The following is an 18,791-nucleotide window of genomic DNA, read 5'->3' on the forward strand; positions in this document are numbered from 1 at the left end:
GAAAGGCATTGGACAGGGGGCGCTGGCCAGAACTTTCGACGCAAGGGGTGCAACACGACATGACAACGACTGATCTACGCACTTCGGTTCCCTACCGGGAGGTGGCGGACGCGAACGGACGCGTCTACCGCCTCGGTGAGACCGACATCGACATCATGGGCCGCAAACGCAAGTGGATGGTCATCCTGCCGTGGATCGGCATGATGGGCATCAGCTCGGCGGAGTACGCGTTCGCGTCCGCCGAGGACACCCTGCACACGGCTCATTCGTGGAGCAGCGCGCACATCTTCTGGATGCTGGGGGTCTGGGTCTTCTTCCAGGCGGCGGTGGCCTTCCCGGCGGGCAAGCTGCGGGAGAGCGGACGGCTGCCGGCCCGCTGGGCGATGATGTGGGGTGCGGTGGGGACCCTGCTGGGCTATCTCTCGCTCGCCTTCGCACCGCATGTGATCGTCGCGTATCTCGGCTTCGGCATGTTCAGCGGTATGGGCGCCGGCATGGTGTACGCGACCTGCGTGAACATGGTCGCCAAGTGGTATCCGGAGCGCAAGGGCGGCAAGACCGGCTTCGTGAACGGCGGTTTCGCCTACGGTTCGGTGCCGTTCGTCTTCCTCTTCACCGGCTTCATGGACCTCACCAACTTCCGCTGGGTGCTGGTCGCGGTGGGTGTGTTCCTGGCCGGCGTGGTGGCGGTGTCCGGCTACTTCTTCAAGGATCCGCCGAAGAACTGGTGGCCGGCCGACATCGATCCCCTGAAGAAGCCGACGGACGCGCGCACCCGGCGCGCGCTGGAGAAGAACCCGCCGGCCGTGCACCAGTACACCCCCATGGAGGCGTGGCGGACCGGCCGGGTGGCGCTGATGTGGTTCTGCCTGCTGTGCACGTCGGGCGTGAACATCTTCGGCATCGCCTTCCAAGTGCCCTTCGGTGACGACGCGGGCTTCGCCGGCGGCATCGTGGCGACCGCCATGTCCCTGAAGGCGATCGTCAACGGCACCGGCCGCGGGGTCATCGGCTGGCTCTCCGACCGTTACGGCCGCAAGCAGTGCCTGATCTTCGTCTGCGTCGTCCTCGGGCTGTCCCAGTACGGCATCCTGTTCTCCGGGAACATCGGGAACCTGCCGCTGTTCCTGGTGTTCTCGTCCATCTCCGGTTTCGGCGGCGGTGCCATCTTCCCGATGTTCGCGGCGATGACCGCCGACTACTTCGGTGAGAACAACAACGCCACCAACTACGGCCTGGTGTACTCCTCGAAGCTGGTCTCCGGTCTGCTCGGGTCCGGCATGGGCGCCGTCGTGGTGGCCACCTGGGACTACGCCGGCGCGTTCGTTCTCGCCGGTTCGATCTCGCTGTTCGCCGGTTGCGTGGCCGTGTTCCTGCACCCCCCGGGGCGGCCGAAGGCCCGCATCACGCCGAACCCGCAGCCGCTCGGTGACGAGGCGGCGTGAGGGTCCCGGTCCGGTGCGAGGGGGCTCGCACAAGGGCGTTCGCATGATCGTGCAGGGCGCCGCACACCGTCCCCGACGGCCCGCGGGCTGAAGCGTCATCCGTACGAGGAGGGCCCTCCCCGGGGTGGGGAGGGCCCTCCTCTTGTCATGCGACGGTCAGCATCGCCTCTCCCTCAGGGAGTGCAGGTGTGCGCTGGAGCGGCGGGCGAAGGCGAACGACTCCTGCGGTTGTCGTGCTCGGCCTGCCAGTGGTGGGCGAGACACTCCCCGCGCAGCCGGGTCACGGCGGAGAGGAAACGCCGGTAGTCGATGTCACCGTCACCGACGTCGACCATCCGGTACCCGTGCTCGACGCCCGGGTCGCTGACGCCGTCCTTGACGTGGAACAGCGGGAAGCGGTCGGGCTGCCTTGCGAAGTCGGGGACGCCTCATGGTGTGGGTGGAGGTAGGTCTGCTTCTGTGCACGAAGTCCCTCCGGGAACGGGGTGGGGCCGTACGGAACGGGTGCGAAGACGTGCGGTGCGTGCGCCGGGGTGCGCCGTCACCCCGGAGGCGTGGGTGGCCTGAGCACTTCAAGGACGGTAACCGCGTTCATCCGAGGCGAGCACCCCTTGGGCCAGGACTGGTCGAACTTTTTCCCCACGCAGGGCAAAGCGGGATTCGGGCAGGTCGGACCGGGGGGCCCGCGGGCGTTGCGGCCCCCTCCCCGACCTGCCGTCGGGCGCGCGGTTCAGCTGTTGAAGGCGGCGTCGAAGGACGCGCTGGGCGGCTCGAAGTCGTACGCCTTCAGCCGGGTCAGCGCCTCCGGGGCGCCCTGGAGCCGGTCCATGCCGGCGTCCTCCCATTCGACGGAGACGGGGCCCTGGTAGCCGATGGAGCGCAGCATGCGGAAGACGTCCTCCCAAGGGACGTCGCCGTGGCCGGCGGAGACGAAGTCCCAGCCGCGCCGGGGGTCGCCCCAGGGCAGGTGGGAGCCGAGGCGGCCGTTGCGGCCGTCGAGGCGCTTGCGGGCCTCCTTGCAGTCCACGTGGTAGATCCGGTCGCGGAAGTCCCACAGGAAGCCGACCGGGTCGAGGTCCTGCCACACGAAGTGGGAGGGGTCGAAGTTGAGTCCGAAGGCCAGGCGGTCGACCGCGTCCAGGGTGCGTACGGTGGTCCAGTAGTCGTAGGCGATCTCGCTGGGGTGCACCTCGTGCGCGAACCGCACGCCTTCGGCGTCGAAGACGTCCAGGATCGGGTTCCAGCGCGTCGCGAAGTCCTCGTAGCCGCGGTCGATCATCGACTCGGGCGCGGGCGGGAACATGGCGACCAGATGCCAGATCGCCGAGCCGGTGAATCCGATGACGGTGTCGACGCCGAGGCGGGCCGCGGCGCGCGCGGTGTCCTTGATCTCGGCGGCGGCCCGCTGCCGTACGCCCTCGGGTTCGCCGTCGCCCCAGATCCTGGCGGGCAGGATGGCCTGGTGGCGCTCGTCGATGATGGCGTCGCACACCGCCTGGCCGACCAGGTGGTTGGAGATCGCCCAGCACGTGAGGCCGTACTTGTCGAGGAGCTGGTGGCGGGAGGTGACGTAGGACGGGTCGGCGAGTGCCTTGTCGACCTCGAAGTGGTCTCCCCAGCAGGCGAGTTCGAGGCCGTCGTAGCCGAAGTCGCGGGCGAGTCGGCAGACTTCCTCCAGAGGCAGGTCCGCCCACTGGCCGGTGAACAGCGTGAAGTTGCGCGGCATCGGTATCCGTCCTCCTCAGGCGGCGATCGGCGTGTAGAGGGAGTTCTTCTCGGCGCTCTCCTCCACGGCCGCGAGCACGCGTTGCACCTGCAGCCCGTCGGCGAAGGAGGGTTCGGGGGTGCGGCCGTCGGCGACCGCGTGGACCAGGTCGCGGGCCTGGTGCACGAAGGTGTGCTCGTAGCCGAGGCCGTGGCCCGGTGGCCACCAGGCGTCCAGGTAGGGGTGGTCGGGTTCGGTGACGAGGATGCGGCGGAACCCCGCGTGCGCGCCGGACTCCGTGCCGTCGTGGTAGGAGAGTTCGTTGAGTCGTTCCAGGTCGAAGGCCAACGAGCCCCGCTCGCCGTTGAGTTCGATGCACAGGGCGTTCTTGCGGCCGGTCGCGTACCGGGTGGCCTCGAAGGAGGCGAGGGCGCCGGAGGCGAAGCGGCCGGTGAACAGGGCGGCGTCGTCGACGGTGACCGGGCCGGTGGCGTCGACGGCGGCCGGTCCGCTGGTGGGCGCGGTGGGCAGCGGCCGCCGGCGGACGAACGTCTCGGTGAGCGCGGAGACGCCCGCCAGCCGCTCCCCCGCCAGATACTGCGCCAGGTCGACGATGTGCGCGCCGAGGTCGCCGAGCGAGCCGGAGCCGGCCTGTTCCCGGCGCAGCCGCCAGGTCAGCGGGAACGCGGGGTTCACCAGCCAGTCCTGAAGGTACGTCACCCGTACGTGCCGCAGGGTGCCGATGCGGTCCTCGGTCACCATCCGCCGGGCCAGCGCGGTCGCGGGCACCCGGCGGTAGTTGAAGCCGACCATCGCCAACCTGCCCTGTTTCTGGGCTTTTTCGGCGGCACGGGCCATCGCCTCGGCCTCGGCGACGGTGTTGGCGAGGGGCTTCTCGCACAGCACGTGCTTGCCCGCGGCGAGGGCGGCCACCGCGATCTCGGCGTGGCTGTCGCCCGGGGTGCAGATGTCGACGAGGTCGACGTCGTCCCGTTCGACCAGGGCACGCCAGTCGGTCTCGGTGTCCGCCCAGCCGTGGCGGTCGGCCGCCGCGCGCACCGCGGTGGCGTCCCGGCCGCAGATCACGGCCAGTTCGGGGCTCAGCGGCAGGTCGAAGAAGCGGCCCGCGGTGCGCCAGCCCTGGGAGTGGGCGGCGCCCATGAAGGCGTAGCCGACCATGCCGACGCGCAGGGGTGGCTTCCCCGCCTCCGCCCCATCTGACTGCTGCGGCTGTGCCATACGGATGTCCTCCTCGTCGTCGTGGCGGGCGGGAGTGGGCCCCGCCCGGTGGGCTGGTCAGGCCCGTGGGGCGGGGCTCGTCACTTGAAGCCGGTGGGCATGTACTGGTCGACGTTCTCCTTGTCGACCACGGCCGAGTAGCAGGTCAGCGATGTGGGGATCTCGAACTCGGCGAGGCCGCCGACGCCCTTGCCCTGGCCGAGGGCGCGGGCGAGGTCGATCGCGGAGGCGGCCATCGACGGCGGGTACAGCACCGTCGCCTTCAGTACGCCGTTGTCCGCCTTGATGGCCTCGAAGGCGGAGAGCGCGCCCGCGCCGCCGACCATCAGGAAGTCGTCGCGCCCGGCCTGCTCGATGGCCCGCAGCGCACCCACGCCCTGGTCGTCGTCGTGGTTCCACAGCGCGTCGAACTTCGACTGTGCCTGGAGCAGCTGGGCCATCTTGGCCTGACCCGACTCGACGGTGAACTCGGCGGCCTGGCGGGCCACCTTCTTGATGTGGGGGTAGTTCTTCAGTGCGTCGTCGAAGCCCTGGGTGCGCTGTTTGGTGAGTTCCAGGTTGTCCAGGCCGGCCAGTTCGATGACCCGGGCGTTCGAGGTGTCCTTGAGCTTCTCACCGATGTAATGCCCGGCGTTCAGGCCCATGCCGTAGTTGTCGCCGCCGATCCAGCAGCGGTAGGCCTGCGGGGTGTTGAAGACGCGGTCGAGGTTGACGACGGGGATGCCGGCGCGCATCGCCTTCAGCCCGACCTGGGTGAGCGCCTTGCCGTCGGCGGGCAGCACCACCAGGACGTCGACCTTCTTGTTGATGAGGGTCTCGATCTGACCGATCTGCTGGGCGGTGTCGTTGGAGCCCTCGGTGGTCTCCAGGGTGACGTCGGAGTACTTCTCGGCGCGCTTCTTGGCCTGGTCGTTGATGGCGTTGAGCCAGCCGTGGTCGGCCTGCGGTCCGGCGAAGCCGATGGTGACCGGCTTGCCGGGCTTGTCGGCGGCGGCCGGCTGGTCGCCTGCGGTCGGCTCCGCGTCGCTCGGTTCGTTGCTGGTACAGCCGGTGACGAGGACACCGGCGGACACGGCGGCGGCTCCGAAGAGCAGCCTTCTGCGGCTCGTGGAAGGCGTCGGCTCTGGCATGGCGGTGAACCCTTTCGTCAGGTCGTGCTCGCGGTACGGCGCTGGACCAGAACGGCGGCGACGATGATCGCGCCCTTGGCGATCTGCTGGACGTCGCTCTGCAGGTTGTTCAGGGCGAAGATGTTGGTGATCGTGGTGAAGATCAGGACGCCCAGCACGGAGCCGACGATGGTGCCGCGGCCTCCGGTGAGCAGTGTGCCGCCGATGATCGCGGCGGCGATGGCGTCGAGTTCGTAGAGGTTGCCGTTCGTGTTCTGGCCGGAGCCGGCCAGGACGATCAGCAGGAAGGCGGCGATGCCGCAGCACAGACCGGACAGCAGGTAGAGGTACAACCGCTGGCGGCGGACGTCGATGCCGGCGAGCCGGGCCGCCTCCGGGTTTCCTCCGACGGCGACGGTGCGGCGCCCGAAGGTGGTCCGGTTGAGCACCAGCCAGCCGATGACGGTGACCGCCGCGAACACCAGGACCAGGGGTGGGATGCCGAGGACGTAGGAGTCGCGTTCACCGAGGTCGAGGACGCCGTCGACGGTGACCACCTGGGTCCGCCCGTCGGTGATCTGCAGGGCCAGGCCGCGGGCCGAGGCGAGCATGGCGAGCGTCGCGATGAACGGGACCATCCCGCCGTAGGCGATGAGCACCCCGTTGACCAGGCCGCAGCCCAGTCCGACGAGGACGGCGGTGAACAGGATGCCGGCGAAGCCGAACTCCTGGGTGGCCACGGTGGTCGCCCACACCGAGGACAGGGCGACGATCGCGCCGACCGACAGGTCGATGCCGCCGGAGGTGATGACGAAGGTCATGCCGACGGTGACGACGCCGATGACGGAGGCCTGGGTGAGGACGAGTTGGAGGTTGCGGGTGTCCAGGAACTCGTCGGGTCTGGTGATGCCGCCGATGAGGACGAGCACGGCGAGCACGCCGAGCAGCGACAGCGTACGGACGTCGGCGCGGAACAGCACGGCGCGCCATGCGGGCGTTTCGCCGGTGGCCGGCACCTTGTCGGTGCGGTCCCGCGGCGGGGAGACGGGCTGCGTCATGACGCCGGGCTTCCTTCCATCACGAGGTCGAGTACACGGTGTTCGTCGAGCTCCCGGGCGGGCGCCGTGTGGACGACGTCGCCTTCCCGGAGCACCAGAACGCGGTCGGCGAGGCCGAGTACTTCGGGCACCTCGCTGGAGACGAGCAGTACGGCGAGGCCTTCGTCCGCCAAACGGCGGATGACCGCGTACAGTTCGGCGCGGGCGCCGACGTCGACGCCGCGGGTGGGTTCGTCCAGCAGCAGCACCCGGCAGCCGCGCAGCAGCCAGCGGGCGAGCACGGCCTTCTGCTGGTTGCCGCCGGACAGGGTGCGCACGGGCACGTCCGGGTTGTCCGGCCGCAGCGACAGCTCACGGGTGGCGGCGCGGGCGGCCCGCAGTTCGGTGCCCCGGTCGATCCAACCGGCGCGTGAGAAGCGGGACATGGTGGACACCGACACATTGCGGGTGACGGACTCCAGCATGAGCAGGGCCTGCGCCTTGCGTTCCTCGGGGGCGAGCCCGATCCCGGCGCGCACGGCGGCGCGGACGCTGCCCGGCCGCAGCGGGCGTCCGTCGACCAGGACCCGGCCGGAGTCCGGTGTGCGGGCCCCGTAGACGGTCTCCAGGATCTCGGAGCGCCCGGAGCCGACCAGCCCCGCGAGCCCGACGATCTCCCCCGGGCGCAGTCGGAGGTCGAGGGGGGCGAACTCGCCCTTGCGGGAGAGCCCTTCAACGGTCAGCACCGGTTCGCCCGTCGGTGGGGAGACGGGCCGTTCGGGGAAGACGTACTCGACGTCGCGGCCGGTCATCAGGGCGACCACCTCGCGGGTCGGAGTGGACTTCGCGGGCAGCCCGCCCGCGACGGCCCGGCCGTCCTTCAGCACGGTCACCCGGTCCCCGATGCGCCGGATCTCCTCGAGGCGGTGCGAGATGTAGACGACGGCGACACCCTCGGCGGTGAGATCGGCGACGATGCGGAAGAGGTTCTCGACCTCGTCCGGGTCGAGCGCCGCCGACGGCTCGTCCATCACGATGAGGCGTACGTCGTGCGAGAGCGCCCGTGCCATCGAGACGATCTGCTGCTGCGCCGCCGACAACTCCCCCACCAGCCGGGCCGGTTCGATCTCCGGGTGCCCGAGCCGGGCCAGCAGCCGGGTCGTCGCCTCCCTGGACGTCCTCGGGCGGACCACGAACCCGGCGGTCGTCGGCTCCTGGCCGAGGTGGACGTTCTCGGCGACCGTCATGTGTTCCACCAGGTCGAGTTCCTGGTAGATGGTGGCGACACCGAGACGCATGGCGGCGATCGGTGAGCGCAGGGTGACCGCTTCTCCGCGCCAGCGGATCGTGCCCGTGTCGGGCTGGTGGGCGCCGGCCAGCACCTTGATCAGGGTGGACTTGCCGGCGCCGTTCTGGCCGAGCAGGCAGTGCACCTCGCCGGCCTGGACGTCGAGGTCGACGCCGTCCAGGGCCCGGACGCCGGGGAACGACTTGGTGATGCCGGACATGCTGAGCAGCGGTGGTTCGGGTGCCATGCGGATTCCCCTCGGCGGGCGTGCGGGCCGGTGTCAGGGCGCGGTCGGGCCAACGTTGTCAGAGCAGGGGTGGAGCGGCGGAGCCGTACGTGGTGCCGGTGCGCTGTTCCGTGCGGTGAAAGCGGTGCGAACGGTGCGGTGGAGCCGTGGGCTGCTTACGCGGGTGAGAACAAGTGGTCGCTGATGAGCCGGGCCGCGCCGATGACTCCGGCGGTGGGGCCCAACTCCCCCAGGACGATGGGCAGGTTGCCGGTCGCCAGGGGCAGCGACTGGCGGTAGACCTGGGTGCGGATGGCGGCGAGCAGGGTGTGGCCGAGACCGGTCACACCGCCGCCGATCACCACCAGGCCGGGGTTGAAGAAGCTGACCAGGCCGGCGATGACCTGGCCGGTGCGGTTGCCGCCCTCGCGGATCAGATCGAGGGCGGTGGCGTCCCCCGCGGCGGCCGCGGCGGCGACGTCGACGGCGCTGAGCGTGCCGTTCGTCTCCAGGCGGCTCGCGAGTTCGGCGGAGAGCCGCTGCTCGGCGGCCTCCATGGCGTCCCGGGCGAGGGCCGAGCCGCTGAAGTGGGCCTCCAGACAGCCCCGGTTGCCGCAGGCGCACGGGCGGCCGTCGGGTACGGCCTGGATGTGCCCGATGTCGCCGGCGCTGCCCGTCGTACCGCGGTAGACCTCACCTCCGACGACGATGCCGCAGCCGATGCCGGTACCGATCTTGACGCAGAGGAAGTCGCCGACGGTGCGGGCGACGCCCGCGTGCTGCTCCCCCATCGCCATCAGGTTCACGTCGTTGTCGACCATGACCGGGCAGCCGAGGTCCTGGCTGAGCGCCTCCCGCACGGGGAAGCCGTCCCAGCCGGGCATGATCGGCGGTGCCACCGGGATGCCCTCGGGGAAACGGACCGGGCCCGGGACGCCGATACCGGCGCCGTCGAACTCCTCGGCGAGGCCCGTGGCCTTCAACTTCGCGGCCATGGCCAGGACTTGTTCGAAGACCGCGACCGGTCCGTCGCGTACGTCGATGGGCTGGTTGAGGTGCCCGAGGATCTCCAGTTCGGCGTTGGTGACGGCGACGTCGACCGAGGTCGCGCCGATGTCGACACCGAGGAGACGCAGGTGCGGGTTGAGGCGGATGTTGTGGGAGCGCCGCCCGCCGCGCGAGGCGGCGAGTCCGTCGGCCACGACGAGTTCCGTCTCCAGCAGCCGGTCCACCTCCACGGCCAGCTTCGACCGGGAGAGGTCGACCTGGTCGCCCAACTGGGCACGGGAGTGGGGACCACCGTCGCGCAGCAGCCGGAGCAGTCGGGCCTGATGCGCGTTCGCGGGTCGTGCGGTCATACGTCTCACGAACCCCTCCCCGCCTCGATCGGCCTGTGCGCGCCGGATTCCGGCCACGTGCGTGGCGTGCTTTCGGAGGGAACGTAGCAGCGGCTGCCGGAGGGGGAAGAAGTCGCGCAGGAATTGGCCCCTACTTTTTCCACTCACAGGACAAAGGGTTCGCGTGGAGTCGCGCGGACCCCTTCCCGCGGCCGGGTTCCCGCGTCCTGGAGGTGTCGTCAGGACGTCGGTGCCGTCAGGACTTCACCTGCGCGAGGTACGAACGCCGGGTGTGCTCGGTGTGTTCACGCATGAGCCGCTCGGCCAGCTGCTCGTCGCGGTTGACGATGGCGGCGATCAGGTCGCGGTGCTCGGCCCAGGACTTCCCTCCGCGCTGCCGGGCGACGGGGGTGTGGTACCAGCGCACGCGGCGGCCGACCTGGGCGGCGAGTTCGGCGAGGACCGCGTTGCCGGCCAGGTCCATGATCTTGGCGTGGAAGCGGGCGTTGAGGACGACGGCGGCGTCCACGTCGTCGGAGGCGACGGCCTCCAGGCCCTGCGCCAGGATCTCCTCCAGGGCCTCGATGCCCGCGCTGTCGGCGTTGAGCGCGGCGAGCCTGGCGGCCTCGGCCTCCAGCAGCGTACGCACGGTGAGGAGTTGGTCGGCCTCCCGCTCCGTCGGCTCGTGCACGAACGCGCCCTGTGCGGGGCGCAGATCGACCCAGCCCTCGGTGTTCAGCCGCTGCAGCGCCTCGCGCACCGGCTGCCGGGAGACCCCGAGGTGGCCGGCGAGCTCGCTCTCGACCAGATGCTGGCCGGGCTGGAGGGCGCGCGTGGTGATGAGCTCGAGCAGTGCCTCGTAGACCCGGTCTCGTAGCGGTCCCGGTCGTTCGAGCTTGGGCACCGCCCCCTGGGGCAGTCCGGTCGACAGCATCGCGGTCCCCCTCCCCTCGGCAGCCCGCGCCGACCGCACGGCCGGTCGTTCGGCGCCGCCAGTAGTGATTGTCTTTCGTCTACAGTCTACGGCGCCCCTGTGCCAGGGAGAGGTGGAGCCGACCGCGTCACACCCGTACGAGGGATCCTCAGGGGCAGCGGATGACCTGCCCCGCGTACGACAGGTTCCCTCCGAAGCCGAAGAGCAGGACCGGGTCGCCGGACGACACCTCGCCCCGCTCGACCAGCTTGGCGAAGGCGAGCGGGATGCTCGCGGCCGACGTGTTGCCCGACTCGGTGACGTCGCGGGCGACCACGGCGTTGACGGCGCCGATCTTGAGCGCGAGGGGTTCGATGATCCGCAGATTGGCCTGGTGCAGCACCACCCCGGCGAGTTCCTCCGGCGTCAGCCCCGCCTTCTCACAGGCCTGGCGGGCGAGGGCCGGCAGCCTCGTGGTCGCCCAGCGGTACACGCTCTGTCCTTCCTGCGCGAACCGCGGCGGCGTCCCCTCGATCCGCACCGCGTTGCCCATCTCCGGCACCGAGCCCCACAGCACGGGCCCGATCCCGGGTTCCTCGGCCGCCTCGACGACCGCGGCGCCCGCCCCGTCGCCGACGAGCACGCAGGTGGAGCGGTCGGTCCAGTCCGCCACCTCGGACATCTTGTCGGCGCCGATGACCAGTGCGCGGCTCGCCGCGCCGGCCCGCACGGTGTGGTCGGCGGTGGCCAGCGCATGGGTGAACCCGGCGCACACCACGTTGACGTCCATCGCGGCCGGCCCGGGGATGCCGAGGCGGGCGGCGACCCGGGCCGCCATGTTGGGCGAGCGGTCGATCGCGGTGGACGTGGCGACCAGCACCAGATCGATCTCCGTGGGGGTGCGGCCGGCCGCCGCCAGCGCCTTGGCCGCGGCGTGTGCGGCCAGTTCGTCGACGGGCTCCTCGGGGCCCGCGATGTGACGGGTGCGGATGCCGACCCGGCTCGTGATCCACTCGTCGCTGGTGTCGACCAGGCCCGCCAGCTCCTCGTTGGTGAGCACCCGGGCGGGCTGGTAGTGGCCGACGGCGGCGATGCGCGAGCCGATCATGGGTGGATCCCCTCGTGTTGCGGTTGCGGGATCCTCCAGTCTGGTCAGTGACTGATGGGTACACCGACAGGTGATGCGACAGGAATCGGGCGCCGGGCTTGTCGGCTTCGGTCAGGCCCGCGGACGTCCGGACACGCGTCCCGATGTGCCCGGACACCGCCCGTCATCCGGTGGACAGTCGTGTCGCCTTTCGTACGAGTGCGTACAGCCCGCAGGCGAGCGGCGCCCCCGCCCACAGCCAGGCGCAGGTGATCAGCCAGTACTGCCCGGTGGCCGTGCCGAGGGCGGAGAGCAGGAAGCCGGATGAGGAGCGGATGAGGGCGACCGTCGTCGCCCAGCCCGGCCCCTTGTGCTCCACGGGGGTTCCGCCGAACGCGGCGGACAGCCCGAGCATGACGGTGCCGAGCGGGAAGGGGCAGCGCGCTCCGGGTGCCGCCGAGGCCGGAGGACTCGTGAAACCCGGACGGCGGGGAGGTCCCGGGTGGGTGGAAACCCGTCGGGTCGACGGTACGCGGTGAGCGGTGAGCGGTATGCAGTCTGCGACGAACGAGCGGACCGACCGGTATCCGAAATGCGGGGCGTGCGCGAACCCTTGCCGCGACCATCTCCATACTGTAGACAATATTTCGTCGACATAAGTCGAATTCGGCCGTCGGCATCCACCTCCGCGGTACTCCCTCGACCGAACGGAGCGTTCCCCAGTGAAAGTGGCAGTTCTCGGCGCCGGGGCCATCGGCGCCTACGTCGGCGCCGCGCTCCATCGCGCGGGTGCCGATGTGCACCTCGTCGCCCGTGGACCGCACCTGGCGGCCATGAGGCAGCACGGCGTGCGGGTGCTCAGCCCACGCGGCGACTTCACGGCGCGCCCCCACGCGACCGACGACCCGGCCGAGGTCGGCCCGGTCGATTACGTCTTCCTCGGCCTCAAGGCCAACGCGTACGCGGCGTGCGGGCCGCTGATCGCACCCCTGTTGCACGACACCACGGCGGTCGTGGCCGCCCAGAACGGCATTCCCTGGTGGTACTTCCACCGGCACGGCGGCCCCCACGAGGGCCACCGCGTCCAGAGCGTGGACCCCGGCGGCGCGGTCAGCGCGGTGCTCGCGCCGGAGCGGGCCGTCGGCTGTGTCGTCTACGCGGCCACCGAGCTCGAAGGGCCCGGCGTCGTACGGCACTTGGAGGGCACTCGGTTCTCGATCGGAGAGCCCGACCGCAGTGTCTCCGCGCGCTGCCTCGCGTTCAGCGGGGCGATGGTGGACGGCGGGCTGAAGTGCCCGGTGGAGCCCGACCTGCGCGGCGACATCTGGGTCAAGCTGCTCGGCAACATCTCCTTCAACCCGATCAGTGCCCTCGCCCGCGCGACCATGCGGCAGATGTGCCTGCACGGCGGTACCCGCAGGGTCATCGAGATCATGATGACCGAGACGCTCTCGGTCGCCCGTGCCCTCGGCTGCGAGGTCGGCGTGTCCGTGGAGCGCCGGCTGGCCGGCGCCGAGCGCGTCGGTGACCACCGCACGTCCACGCTCCAGGACCTGGAGCGCGGCAAACCGCTCGAGCTCGACGTACTGCTCGCCGCCGTCGTCGAGTTGGCGGAGATCACCGGCGTGGAGGTGCCCACCTTGCGCACCGTGCACGCCATTTCGGACCTGCTCGCGCTGAGGAGCGCCGTATGAAGAGCACCAGGAAACGCGACCGGAGCCCGAAGACCTACACCAGGCTCACCCATCCCCTGGTCCGCGACTCGCGCGACGAGCCGTTCCGGCGGGCCACCTGGGACGAGGCCCTGGAACGGGCCGCACGGGGAATCGGCGCCGCGCGCGGCGCGTTCGGGATGTTCTCCTGTGCCCGCGCGACCAACGAGATGAACTACGTGGCGCAGAAGTTCGCCCGGGTCGTCATGGGCACCCACAACGTCGACTCCTGCAACCGCACCTGTCACGCCCCGTCCGTGGCCGGGCTGTCGGCCGCGTTCGGCTCCGGTGGCGGGACCTCGTCGTACGAGGAGATCGAGCACACCGACGTCATCGTGATGTGGGGTTCCAACGCCCGCTTCGCGCACCCGATCTTCTTCCAGCACGTGCTGAAGGGCATCCACAACGGCGCCCGTATGTACGCGGTCGACCCGCGGCGGACGTCGACCGCCGAGTGGGCGGAGAGCTGGCTCGGGCTGAACGTCGGCACGGACATCCCGATGGCGCACGCGATCGGCCGCGAGATCATTCACGCCGGTCTGGTCAACGAGGCGTTCGTCCGGGGGGCGACCACCGGCTTCGAGGAGTACCGGGCACTCGTCGAACCGTGGACGCTGTCCCTCGCCGAGAAGGTGACGGGCGTACCGGCCGCCGGGATAAGGGAGTTGGCGCACGCCTACGCCCGCGCCGAGCGCGCCCAGCTGTGCTGGACCCTCGGCATCACCGAGCACCACAACGGCACCGACAACGTCCGCGCCCTGGTCAACCTCTCGTTGCTCACCGGCCATGTCGGCCGCTACGGCGCCGGTCTGCAGCCGCTGCGCGGCCAGAACAACGTGCAGGGCGGCGGCGACATGGGGGCGATCCCCAACCGGCTGCCCGGCTTCCAGGACATCCTCGACCCCGGGATCCGGCTGAAGTTCGAGTCCGCCTGGGACACCGTCCTTCCGCCGCGTTACGGGATGACGCTGACGGAGATGTTCGAGGCCATGGACGACGGTTCACTGCGGGCCGTCTACTGCATCGGTGAGAACCCGGCGCAGTCCGAGGCGGACGCCGATCAGGCGGTGCGGCGGCTGAGCGGGCTGGACTTCCTGGTGGTGCAGGACATCTTCCTGACGAAGACCGCCGAACTCGCGGACGTCGTCCTGCCGGCGACCGCGGGGTGGGCGGAGACCGACGGCACCACCACCAACAGCGAGCGCAGGGTGCAGCGCGTGCGCAGGGCGGTGGTGCCGCCCGGTGAGGCACGCGAGGACATCGACATCATCTGTGCTCTCGCCACCCGCCTCGGCCACGACTGGAAGTACGCCGACGCCGAGGCCGTCTGGGACGAACTCCGTTCCGTCTCCCCCGACCACCACGGCATGACCTACGGACGGCTGGACGAGCACCAGGGCATCCAGTGGCCCTGCCCGAGCACCGACGCCCTCGAACCGCCGTATCTGCACGGCAGGTTGTGGGACCCGGCCCCGGAGCGGCGGGGCAGGCCCGCGCCGTTCGGGATCGTGCAGCACGACCCGCCGGTCGACCTCACCGATGAAGAGTACCCGATCCGGCTCACCACCGGGCGTCGGCTCGACTCGTACAACACCGGTGTGCAGAGCGGCGGTTACTCCTCGCCCCTGCGGCGCGGCGAGGCCGTCGAGCTGTGTCCGGAGGACGCCGAGCGCTACGGGGTGGCGGTCGGCGAGGAGGTGCGGGTGACGTCCCGGCGCGGGTCGGTGCTGGCCCCGGTGTGGGTGGACACCGCGCTGCGGCCGGGGCTCGCCTTCATGAGCTTCCACTTCCCCGACGAGGTGGACACCAACGTGCTGACCATCGAGGCCAACTGTCCCATCGCCGGGACGGCGGAGTTCAAGGCCTCGGCGATCCGGATCGAGAAGCTCCCGGCCCCCAGCCATGTGATCCAGTGAGGTGACGTAAGTGGACCTGCGCTTCGGTGACAGCAAACCGACGGACGAGGAGCGGGCGGCGGTCGACGCGCTGCTCGGTCCTCCCGAGTCCTCGTGGGAGGGGGCCGACCGCGACGGGACGAGGGCCGCCGATCTGAGGTGGGCCCGTGGCGGGCGGGAGGCCCGGGACCGCCGCGACCAGCTGCTGCCGGGGCTGCACGCGGTCAACGACCGGGTGGGCTGGATCAGCGAGGGCGCCCTGGACTATCTGTGCCGGCGGTTGACGGTGCCGCCGTCGGAGGCGTACGGGGTGGCCACGTTCTACGCGATGTTCTCCGTCAAGCCGCGTCCGGCGACCGTGCTGCACGTGTGCACGGACCTCGCGTGCGCGGCGGCCGGGGCCGGCGCGCTGTGCGCCGGGATCGAGTCGCGGCTCGGGCCCGGCAGTGGGGTGAGCGTCGAGCGCAGCCCCTGTCTGGGCCTGTGCGAACGCGCCCCGGCGACCCTGGCGATCAGGGCCGGGGAGCCGGTGCGTACGGCGGTGTCGGCGCCGGCGACGGTGGACTCGGCGGTGCTCGCGGCGAGCGCGCCCGACGCGGCGCCCGACGAGCCGGCGGCGGCGATGGCGGTGCCCCAGGCGGGGGATCCCTCGCTGACGCTGCTGAGCCGGGTCGGCGCGGTCGACCCGGAGTCGCTGGACGACTACCGCGCCCACGGCGGCTACGCGGCCCTGCGCACGGCCTTCGCGCTGGGTCCGGCCGGGGTGATCCGGGAGGTCACCGACTCGGGCCTGGTCGGACGGGGCGGCGCCGCCTTCCCCACCGGCCGCAAGTGGCAGGCCACGGCGTCCCAGCCGGACCGGCCGCACTACCTCGTGTGCAACGCCGACGAGTCCGAACCCGGGACCTTCAAGGACCGGGTGATCATGGAGGGTGATCCGTACGCGCTGGTGGAGGCGATGACCATCGCCGCGTACGCGACCGGCGCGCACAAGGGGTACCTCTATCTGCGCGGTGAGTACCCGCGAGCACTGGACCGCATGCGGCACGCCATCGACCAGGCGCGGGCGCGCGGCCTGCTGGGCGACGACGTCCTGGGCCAGGGGTACGCCTTCGACATCGAGATCCGGCGCGGCGCGGGCGCGTACATCTGCGGTGAGGAGACCGCGCTGTTCAACTCCATCGAGGGCTACCGGGGCGAGCCCCGCTCCAAGCCGCCTTTCCCGGTGGAGAAGGGCCTGTTCGGCAAGCCGACGGTGGAGAACAACGTCGAGACACTCGTCAACGTCCTGCCCATCCTGACGAGGGGTGCCCCGGCGTACGCGGCGATCGGCACCGGGCGGTCCACCGGCCCCAAGCTGTTCTGCGTGTCCGGCAGCGTCGGCCGGCCCGGGATCTACGAACTGCCGTTCGGCGCGACGCTGGGCGAGCTGCTGGAGCTGGCCGAGGTGCGCGACGGGCTGCGGGCGGTGCTGCTCGGCGGGGCGGCCGGCGGCTTCGTGCGCGCCGACGAACTGGACATCCCGCTCACCTTCGAAGGCACCCGGGAGGCGGGTACGACGCTCGGCTCGGGGGTCGTGATGGCATTCGACGACACCGTGCCGCTGCCCCGGCTGCTGCTGCGCATCGCCCAGTTCTTCCGCGACGAGTCCTGTGGGCAGTGCGTGCCGTGCCGGGTCGGGACCGTACGCCAGGAGGAGGCGCTCACCCGGATCGTGGAACGCACCGGCTCCGGCGCCGCCGGTGACATCGCCCTGCTGCGCGAGGTGGGCAGCGCGATGCGGGACGCCTCGATCTGCGGTCTGGGCCAGACCGCGTGGAACGCCGTGGAATCCGCCATCGACCGTCTGGGGGCCTACGAATGACCGTGACACCGCTGGGGATTCCCCGCCGCCTGCTGGAGTTCACCCTGGACGGCGAGCCGGTCCGGGCGCCCGAGGGGTTGACGATCCTGGACGCCTGCCGTGCGGCCGGCAAGGACGTACCGACGCTGTGCGAGGGCGACACGCTGACGCCGAAGAACGCGTGCCGCGTGTGCGTGGTGGAGGTCGAGGGCTCGCGCACGCTGGTCCCGGCCTGCTCGCGCAAGGCCGAGCCGGGCATGGAGGTGCGTACCGGCACCGAGCGGGCCCGGCACAGCCGGAAGGTGGTCCTCGAACTGCTCGCGTCCTCCGTCGACCTGTCGACGACCCCGCGGGCCGCCGAATGGATCAAGGAGTACGAGGCGAAACCGGACCGCTTCGGCCCGGACGCGGCCCGGGTCGACGAGGAGCCGAGGGTCGACAACGACCTGTACGTGCGCGACTACGGTAAGTGCATCCTCTGCTACAAGTGCGTGGACGCCTGCGGCGACCAGTGGCAGAACTCCTTCGCGATCTCGGTCGCGGGCCGTGGTTTCGACGCGCGGATCGCGGTCGAACACGACGGTCCGCTGACCGACTCGGCGTGCGTGTACTGCGGGAACTGCATCGAGGTGTGTCCCACGGGCGCCCTGTCGTTCAAGTCGGAGTTCGACATGCGGGCGGCGGGTACCTGGAACGAGGCGGCGCAGACGCGGACGACGACGGTGTGCGCCTACTGCGGAGTGGGCTGCAACCTCACGCTGCACGTGCAGGACAATGAGATCGTGAAGGTCAGCTCACCGCACGACAATCCGGTGACCCACGGCAACCTGTGCATCAAGGGCCGCTTCGGCTATCAGCACGTACAGAACCGGGACTGACACCAGGAACCGACCAGGGACTGGGGACATGGGACGAGTCACAGAACGACGCAAGGTGGTCCGCATCCGCGACGGGGTGGTGTCCACCCGCCCGGACACGCTCGTCACCGAGGAGCCCATGGAGATCCGGCTGAACGGGAAGCCGCTGGCGATCACGATGCGCACCCCGGGCGACGACTTCGCGCTGGCCGTCGGCTTCCTGGTCAGCGAAGGCGTCCTGGCGGCCACCTCCGATCTGCGGAACGTCGTGTACTGCGCCGGGGCCACGTATGGGGGCACCTCCCGCTCGAGTGGAGCCGAGAGTGGGAGAGGTTCGAACACGTACAACGTGGTCGATGTGCAGACCGCGCCGGGCGTGGCGATCCCGGACATCACGCTCGAGCGCAACGTGTACACGACCTCGTCCTGCGGTCTGTGCGGCAAGGCGAGTCTGGACGCGGTGCGCACCACGACCCGCCACCCGATCGCCGACAGCCCGCCCCTGCGCCTCACCCCGGAGCTGCTGGCCGGTCTGCCCGACCGGCTGCGCGCCTCCCAGCGGGTCTTCGACCGGACGGGGGGCCTGCACGCGGCGGCCCTGTTCGACGAGGACGGCGAGCTGCTGGACGTGCGGGAGGACGTGGGCCGGCACAACGCGGTCGACAAGCTGGTCGGCCGCGCGCTGCAGAACGGGGACCTGCCGCTGTCCCGGACCGTCCTGATGGTCTCCGGCCGGGCCTCCTTCGAGCTGGCGCAGAAGGCGGTCATGGCGGGCATCCCGGTGCTGGCGGCCGTCTCCGCGCCGTCCTCGCTGGCCGTGGACCTGGCGGCGGAGACGGGGCTGACCCTCGTGGGGTTCCTGCGGGGCAGTTCCATGAACGTGTACGCGGGTGAGGACCGTATCGCCCTGCGGACCGCGGTCGCCCAGGGCTGACCGGTTCCCCGCGGCACGGCGGCGGGGTCCCTCCCGGCGGGGAGCGCCCCCTGCGCCGTGGGGGCCCCGTCTCGATCCGTGGCCACCGCGCCACGCGCCCGGTGGTCCGGGCCGGGGCCACGCGCCATGGACCCGGGCCACGCCTGCCACTAACGTCCCGGAGC

General features: G+C 71.0%; 14 protein-coding genes and 2 pseudogenes. 6 read left to right on the forward strand and 10 right to left on the reverse strand.

All coding sequences use genetic code 11. The features are described 5' to 3' along the window. Window positions 1–59 precede the first annotated feature (59 nt). Window positions 60–1,445, forward strand: coding sequence for an OFA family MFS transporter (locus tag WJ438_RS06480; RefSeq protein WP_406724351.1), 1,386 nt, complete (start codon window positions 60–62; stop codon window positions 1,443–1,445). A 156-nt stretch (window positions 1,446–1,601) separates the two neighbouring features. Here WJ438_RS06480 and WJ438_RS06485 read toward each other — a convergent pair. The 10 genes and pseudogenes from WJ438_RS06485 to WJ438_RS06530 all read right to left on the reverse strand — a co-directional run. Continuing rightward, window positions 1,602–1,855, reverse strand: a pseudogene (locus WJ438_RS06485) (sugar phosphate isomerase/epimerase); the annotation flags it as partial. 320 nt (window positions 1,856–2,175) lie between these two features. Next, on the reverse strand, window positions 2,176–3,171 hold the full coding sequence (locus WJ438_RS06490) for a sugar phosphate isomerase/epimerase family protein (RefSeq protein WP_406724352.1): 996 nt from the start codon (window positions 3,169–3,171) through the stop codon (window positions 2,176–2,178). A gap of 15 nt (window positions 3,172–3,186) precedes the next feature. After that, entirely contained in the window at window positions 3,187–4,389 is a 1,203-nt protein-coding gene (locus WJ438_RS06495; RefSeq protein ID WP_406724353.1) for a Gfo/Idh/MocA family protein, read from the reverse strand. A gap of 80 nt (window positions 4,390–4,469) precedes the next feature. Then, on the reverse strand, window positions 4,470–5,519 hold the full coding sequence (locus WJ438_RS06500) for a substrate-binding domain-containing protein (protein ID WP_406724354.1): 1,050 nt from the start codon (window positions 5,517–5,519) through the stop codon (window positions 4,470–4,472). A 17-nt stretch (window positions 5,520–5,536) separates the two neighbouring features. Further along, window positions 5,537–6,556, reverse strand: a complete 1,020-nt coding sequence (locus WJ438_RS06505; protein WP_406724355.1) for an ABC transporter permease — start codon at window positions 6,554–6,556, stop codon at window positions 5,537–5,539. Further along, window positions 6,553–8,070 (reverse strand): sugar ABC transporter ATP-binding protein, encoded by a 1,518-nt coding sequence (locus WJ438_RS06510; protein WP_406724356.1) that lies wholly within the window; start codon window positions 8,068–8,070, stop codon window positions 6,553–6,555. Before WJ438_RS06510 ends, WJ438_RS06505 begins: the two co-directional genes overlap by 4 nt. A 155-nt stretch (window positions 8,071–8,225) precedes the next feature. Beyond that, complete coding sequence (locus WJ438_RS06515; protein WP_406724357.1) at window positions 8,226–9,407, reverse strand: ROK family protein; 1,182 nt, start codon at window positions 9,405–9,407, stop codon at window positions 8,226–8,228. A 235-nt stretch (window positions 9,408–9,642) separates the two neighbouring features. Beyond that, window positions 9,643–10,320, reverse strand: a complete 678-nt coding sequence (locus WJ438_RS06520) for a GntR family transcriptional regulator (protein WP_406724358.1) — start codon at window positions 10,318–10,320, stop codon at window positions 9,643–9,645. A gap of 148 nt (window positions 10,321–10,468) precedes the next feature. Further along, complete coding sequence (locus tag WJ438_RS06525) at window positions 10,469–11,407, reverse strand: beta-ketoacyl-ACP synthase III (protein WP_406724359.1); 939 nt, start codon at window positions 11,405–11,407, stop codon at window positions 10,469–10,471. Between the two features lie 226 nt (window positions 11,408–11,633). After that, window positions 11,634–11,826, reverse strand: a pseudogene (locus WJ438_RS06530) (MFS transporter); the annotation flags it as partial. 282 nt (window positions 11,827–12,108) lie between these two features. On the opposite strand from WJ438_RS06530, the gene WJ438_RS06535 reads away from it, so the two are divergent. The 5 genes from WJ438_RS06535 to fdhD are packed head-to-tail and all read left to right on the forward strand — an operon-like array spanning window position 12,109 to window position 18,627. Continuing rightward, window positions 12,109–13,080 carry a 2-dehydropantoate 2-reductase gene (locus tag WJ438_RS06535; protein ID WP_406724360.1) on the forward strand — a complete coding sequence of 324 codons (972 nt, stop codon included), beginning with the start codon at window positions 12,109–12,111 and terminating at the stop codon, window positions 13,078–13,080. Then, a complete protein-coding gene (locus WJ438_RS06540) occupies window positions 13,077–15,014 on the forward strand; it encodes a molybdopterin oxidoreductase family protein (RefSeq protein ID WP_406724361.1) in 1,938 nt (645 codons plus the stop codon). Before WJ438_RS06535 ends, WJ438_RS06540 begins: the two co-directional genes overlap by 4 nt. Window positions 15,015–15,024: 10 nt before the next feature. Further along, complete coding sequence (locus WJ438_RS06545) at window positions 15,025–16,857, forward strand: NAD(P)H-dependent oxidoreductase subunit E (RefSeq protein ID WP_406724362.1); 1,833 nt, start codon at window positions 15,025–15,027, stop codon at window positions 16,855–16,857. Next, complete coding sequence (locus WJ438_RS06550) at window positions 16,854–17,714, forward strand: 2Fe-2S iron-sulfur cluster-binding protein (RefSeq protein WP_406724363.1); 861 nt, start codon at window positions 16,854–16,856, stop codon at window positions 17,712–17,714. Before WJ438_RS06545 ends, WJ438_RS06550 begins: the two co-directional genes overlap by 4 nt. A 28-nt stretch (window positions 17,715–17,742) precedes the next feature. After that, window positions 17,743–18,627 (forward strand): formate dehydrogenase accessory sulfurtransferase FdhD, encoded by an 885-nt coding sequence (fdhD, locus tag WJ438_RS06555; RefSeq protein WP_406724364.1) that lies wholly within the window; start codon window positions 17,743–17,745, stop codon window positions 18,625–18,627. Window positions 18,628–18,791 lie beyond the last annotated feature (164 nt).

This window comes from Streptomyces sp. GD-15H, assembly GCF_045291515.1.
In the GTDB taxonomy this organism is placed as follows: Bacteria; Actinomycetota; Actinomycetes; order Streptomycetales; family Streptomycetaceae; genus Streptomyces.

What these genes read in the sequence shown, in the direction of transcription:
- WJ438_RS06500 (WP_406724354.1), bottom strand. Translation starts at nt 5,519, where the DNA reads ATGCCAGAGCCGACGCCTTCCACGAGCCGCAGAAGGCTGCTCTTCGGA.
- WJ438_RS06480 (WP_406724351.1), top strand. Translation starts at nt 60, where the DNA reads ATGACAACGACTGATCTACGCACTTCGGTTCCCTACCGGGAGGTGGCG.
- fdhD (WP_406724364.1), top strand. Translation starts at nt 17,743, where the DNA reads ATGGGACGAGTCACAGAACGACGCAAGGTGGTCCGCATCCGCGACGGG.
- WJ438_RS06540 (WP_406724361.1), top strand. Translation starts at nt 13,077, where the DNA reads ATGAAGAGCACCAGGAAACGCGACCGGAGCCCGAAGACCTACACCAGG.
- WJ438_RS06525 (WP_406724359.1), bottom strand. Translation starts at nt 11,407, where the DNA reads ATGATCGGCTCGCGCATCGCCGCCGTCGGCCACTACCAGCCCGCCCGG.
- WJ438_RS06505 (WP_406724355.1), bottom strand. Translation starts at nt 6,556, where the DNA reads ATGACGCAGCCCGTCTCCCCGCCGCGGGACCGCACCGACAAGGTGCCG.
- WJ438_RS06510 (WP_406724356.1), bottom strand. Translation starts at nt 8,070, where the DNA reads ATGGCACCCGAACCACCGCTGCTCAGCATGTCCGGCATCACCAAGTCG.
- WJ438_RS06550 (WP_406724363.1), top strand. Translation starts at nt 16,854, where the DNA reads ATGACCGTGACACCGCTGGGGATTCCCCGCCGCCTGCTGGAGTTCACC.
- WJ438_RS06495 (WP_406724353.1), bottom strand. Translation starts at nt 4,389, where the DNA reads ATGGCACAGCCGCAGCAGTCAGATGGGGCGGAGGCGGGGAAGCCACCC.
- WJ438_RS06520 (WP_406724358.1), bottom strand. Translation starts at nt 10,320, where the DNA reads ATGCTGTCGACCGGACTGCCCCAGGGGGCGGTGCCCAAGCTCGAACGA.
- WJ438_RS06515 (WP_406724357.1), bottom strand. Translation starts at nt 9,407, where the DNA reads ATGACCGCACGACCCGCGAACGCGCATCAGGCCCGACTGCTCCGGCTG.
- WJ438_RS06490 (WP_406724352.1), bottom strand. Translation starts at nt 3,171, where the DNA reads ATGCCGCGCAACTTCACGCTGTTCACCGGCCAGTGGGCGGACCTGCCT.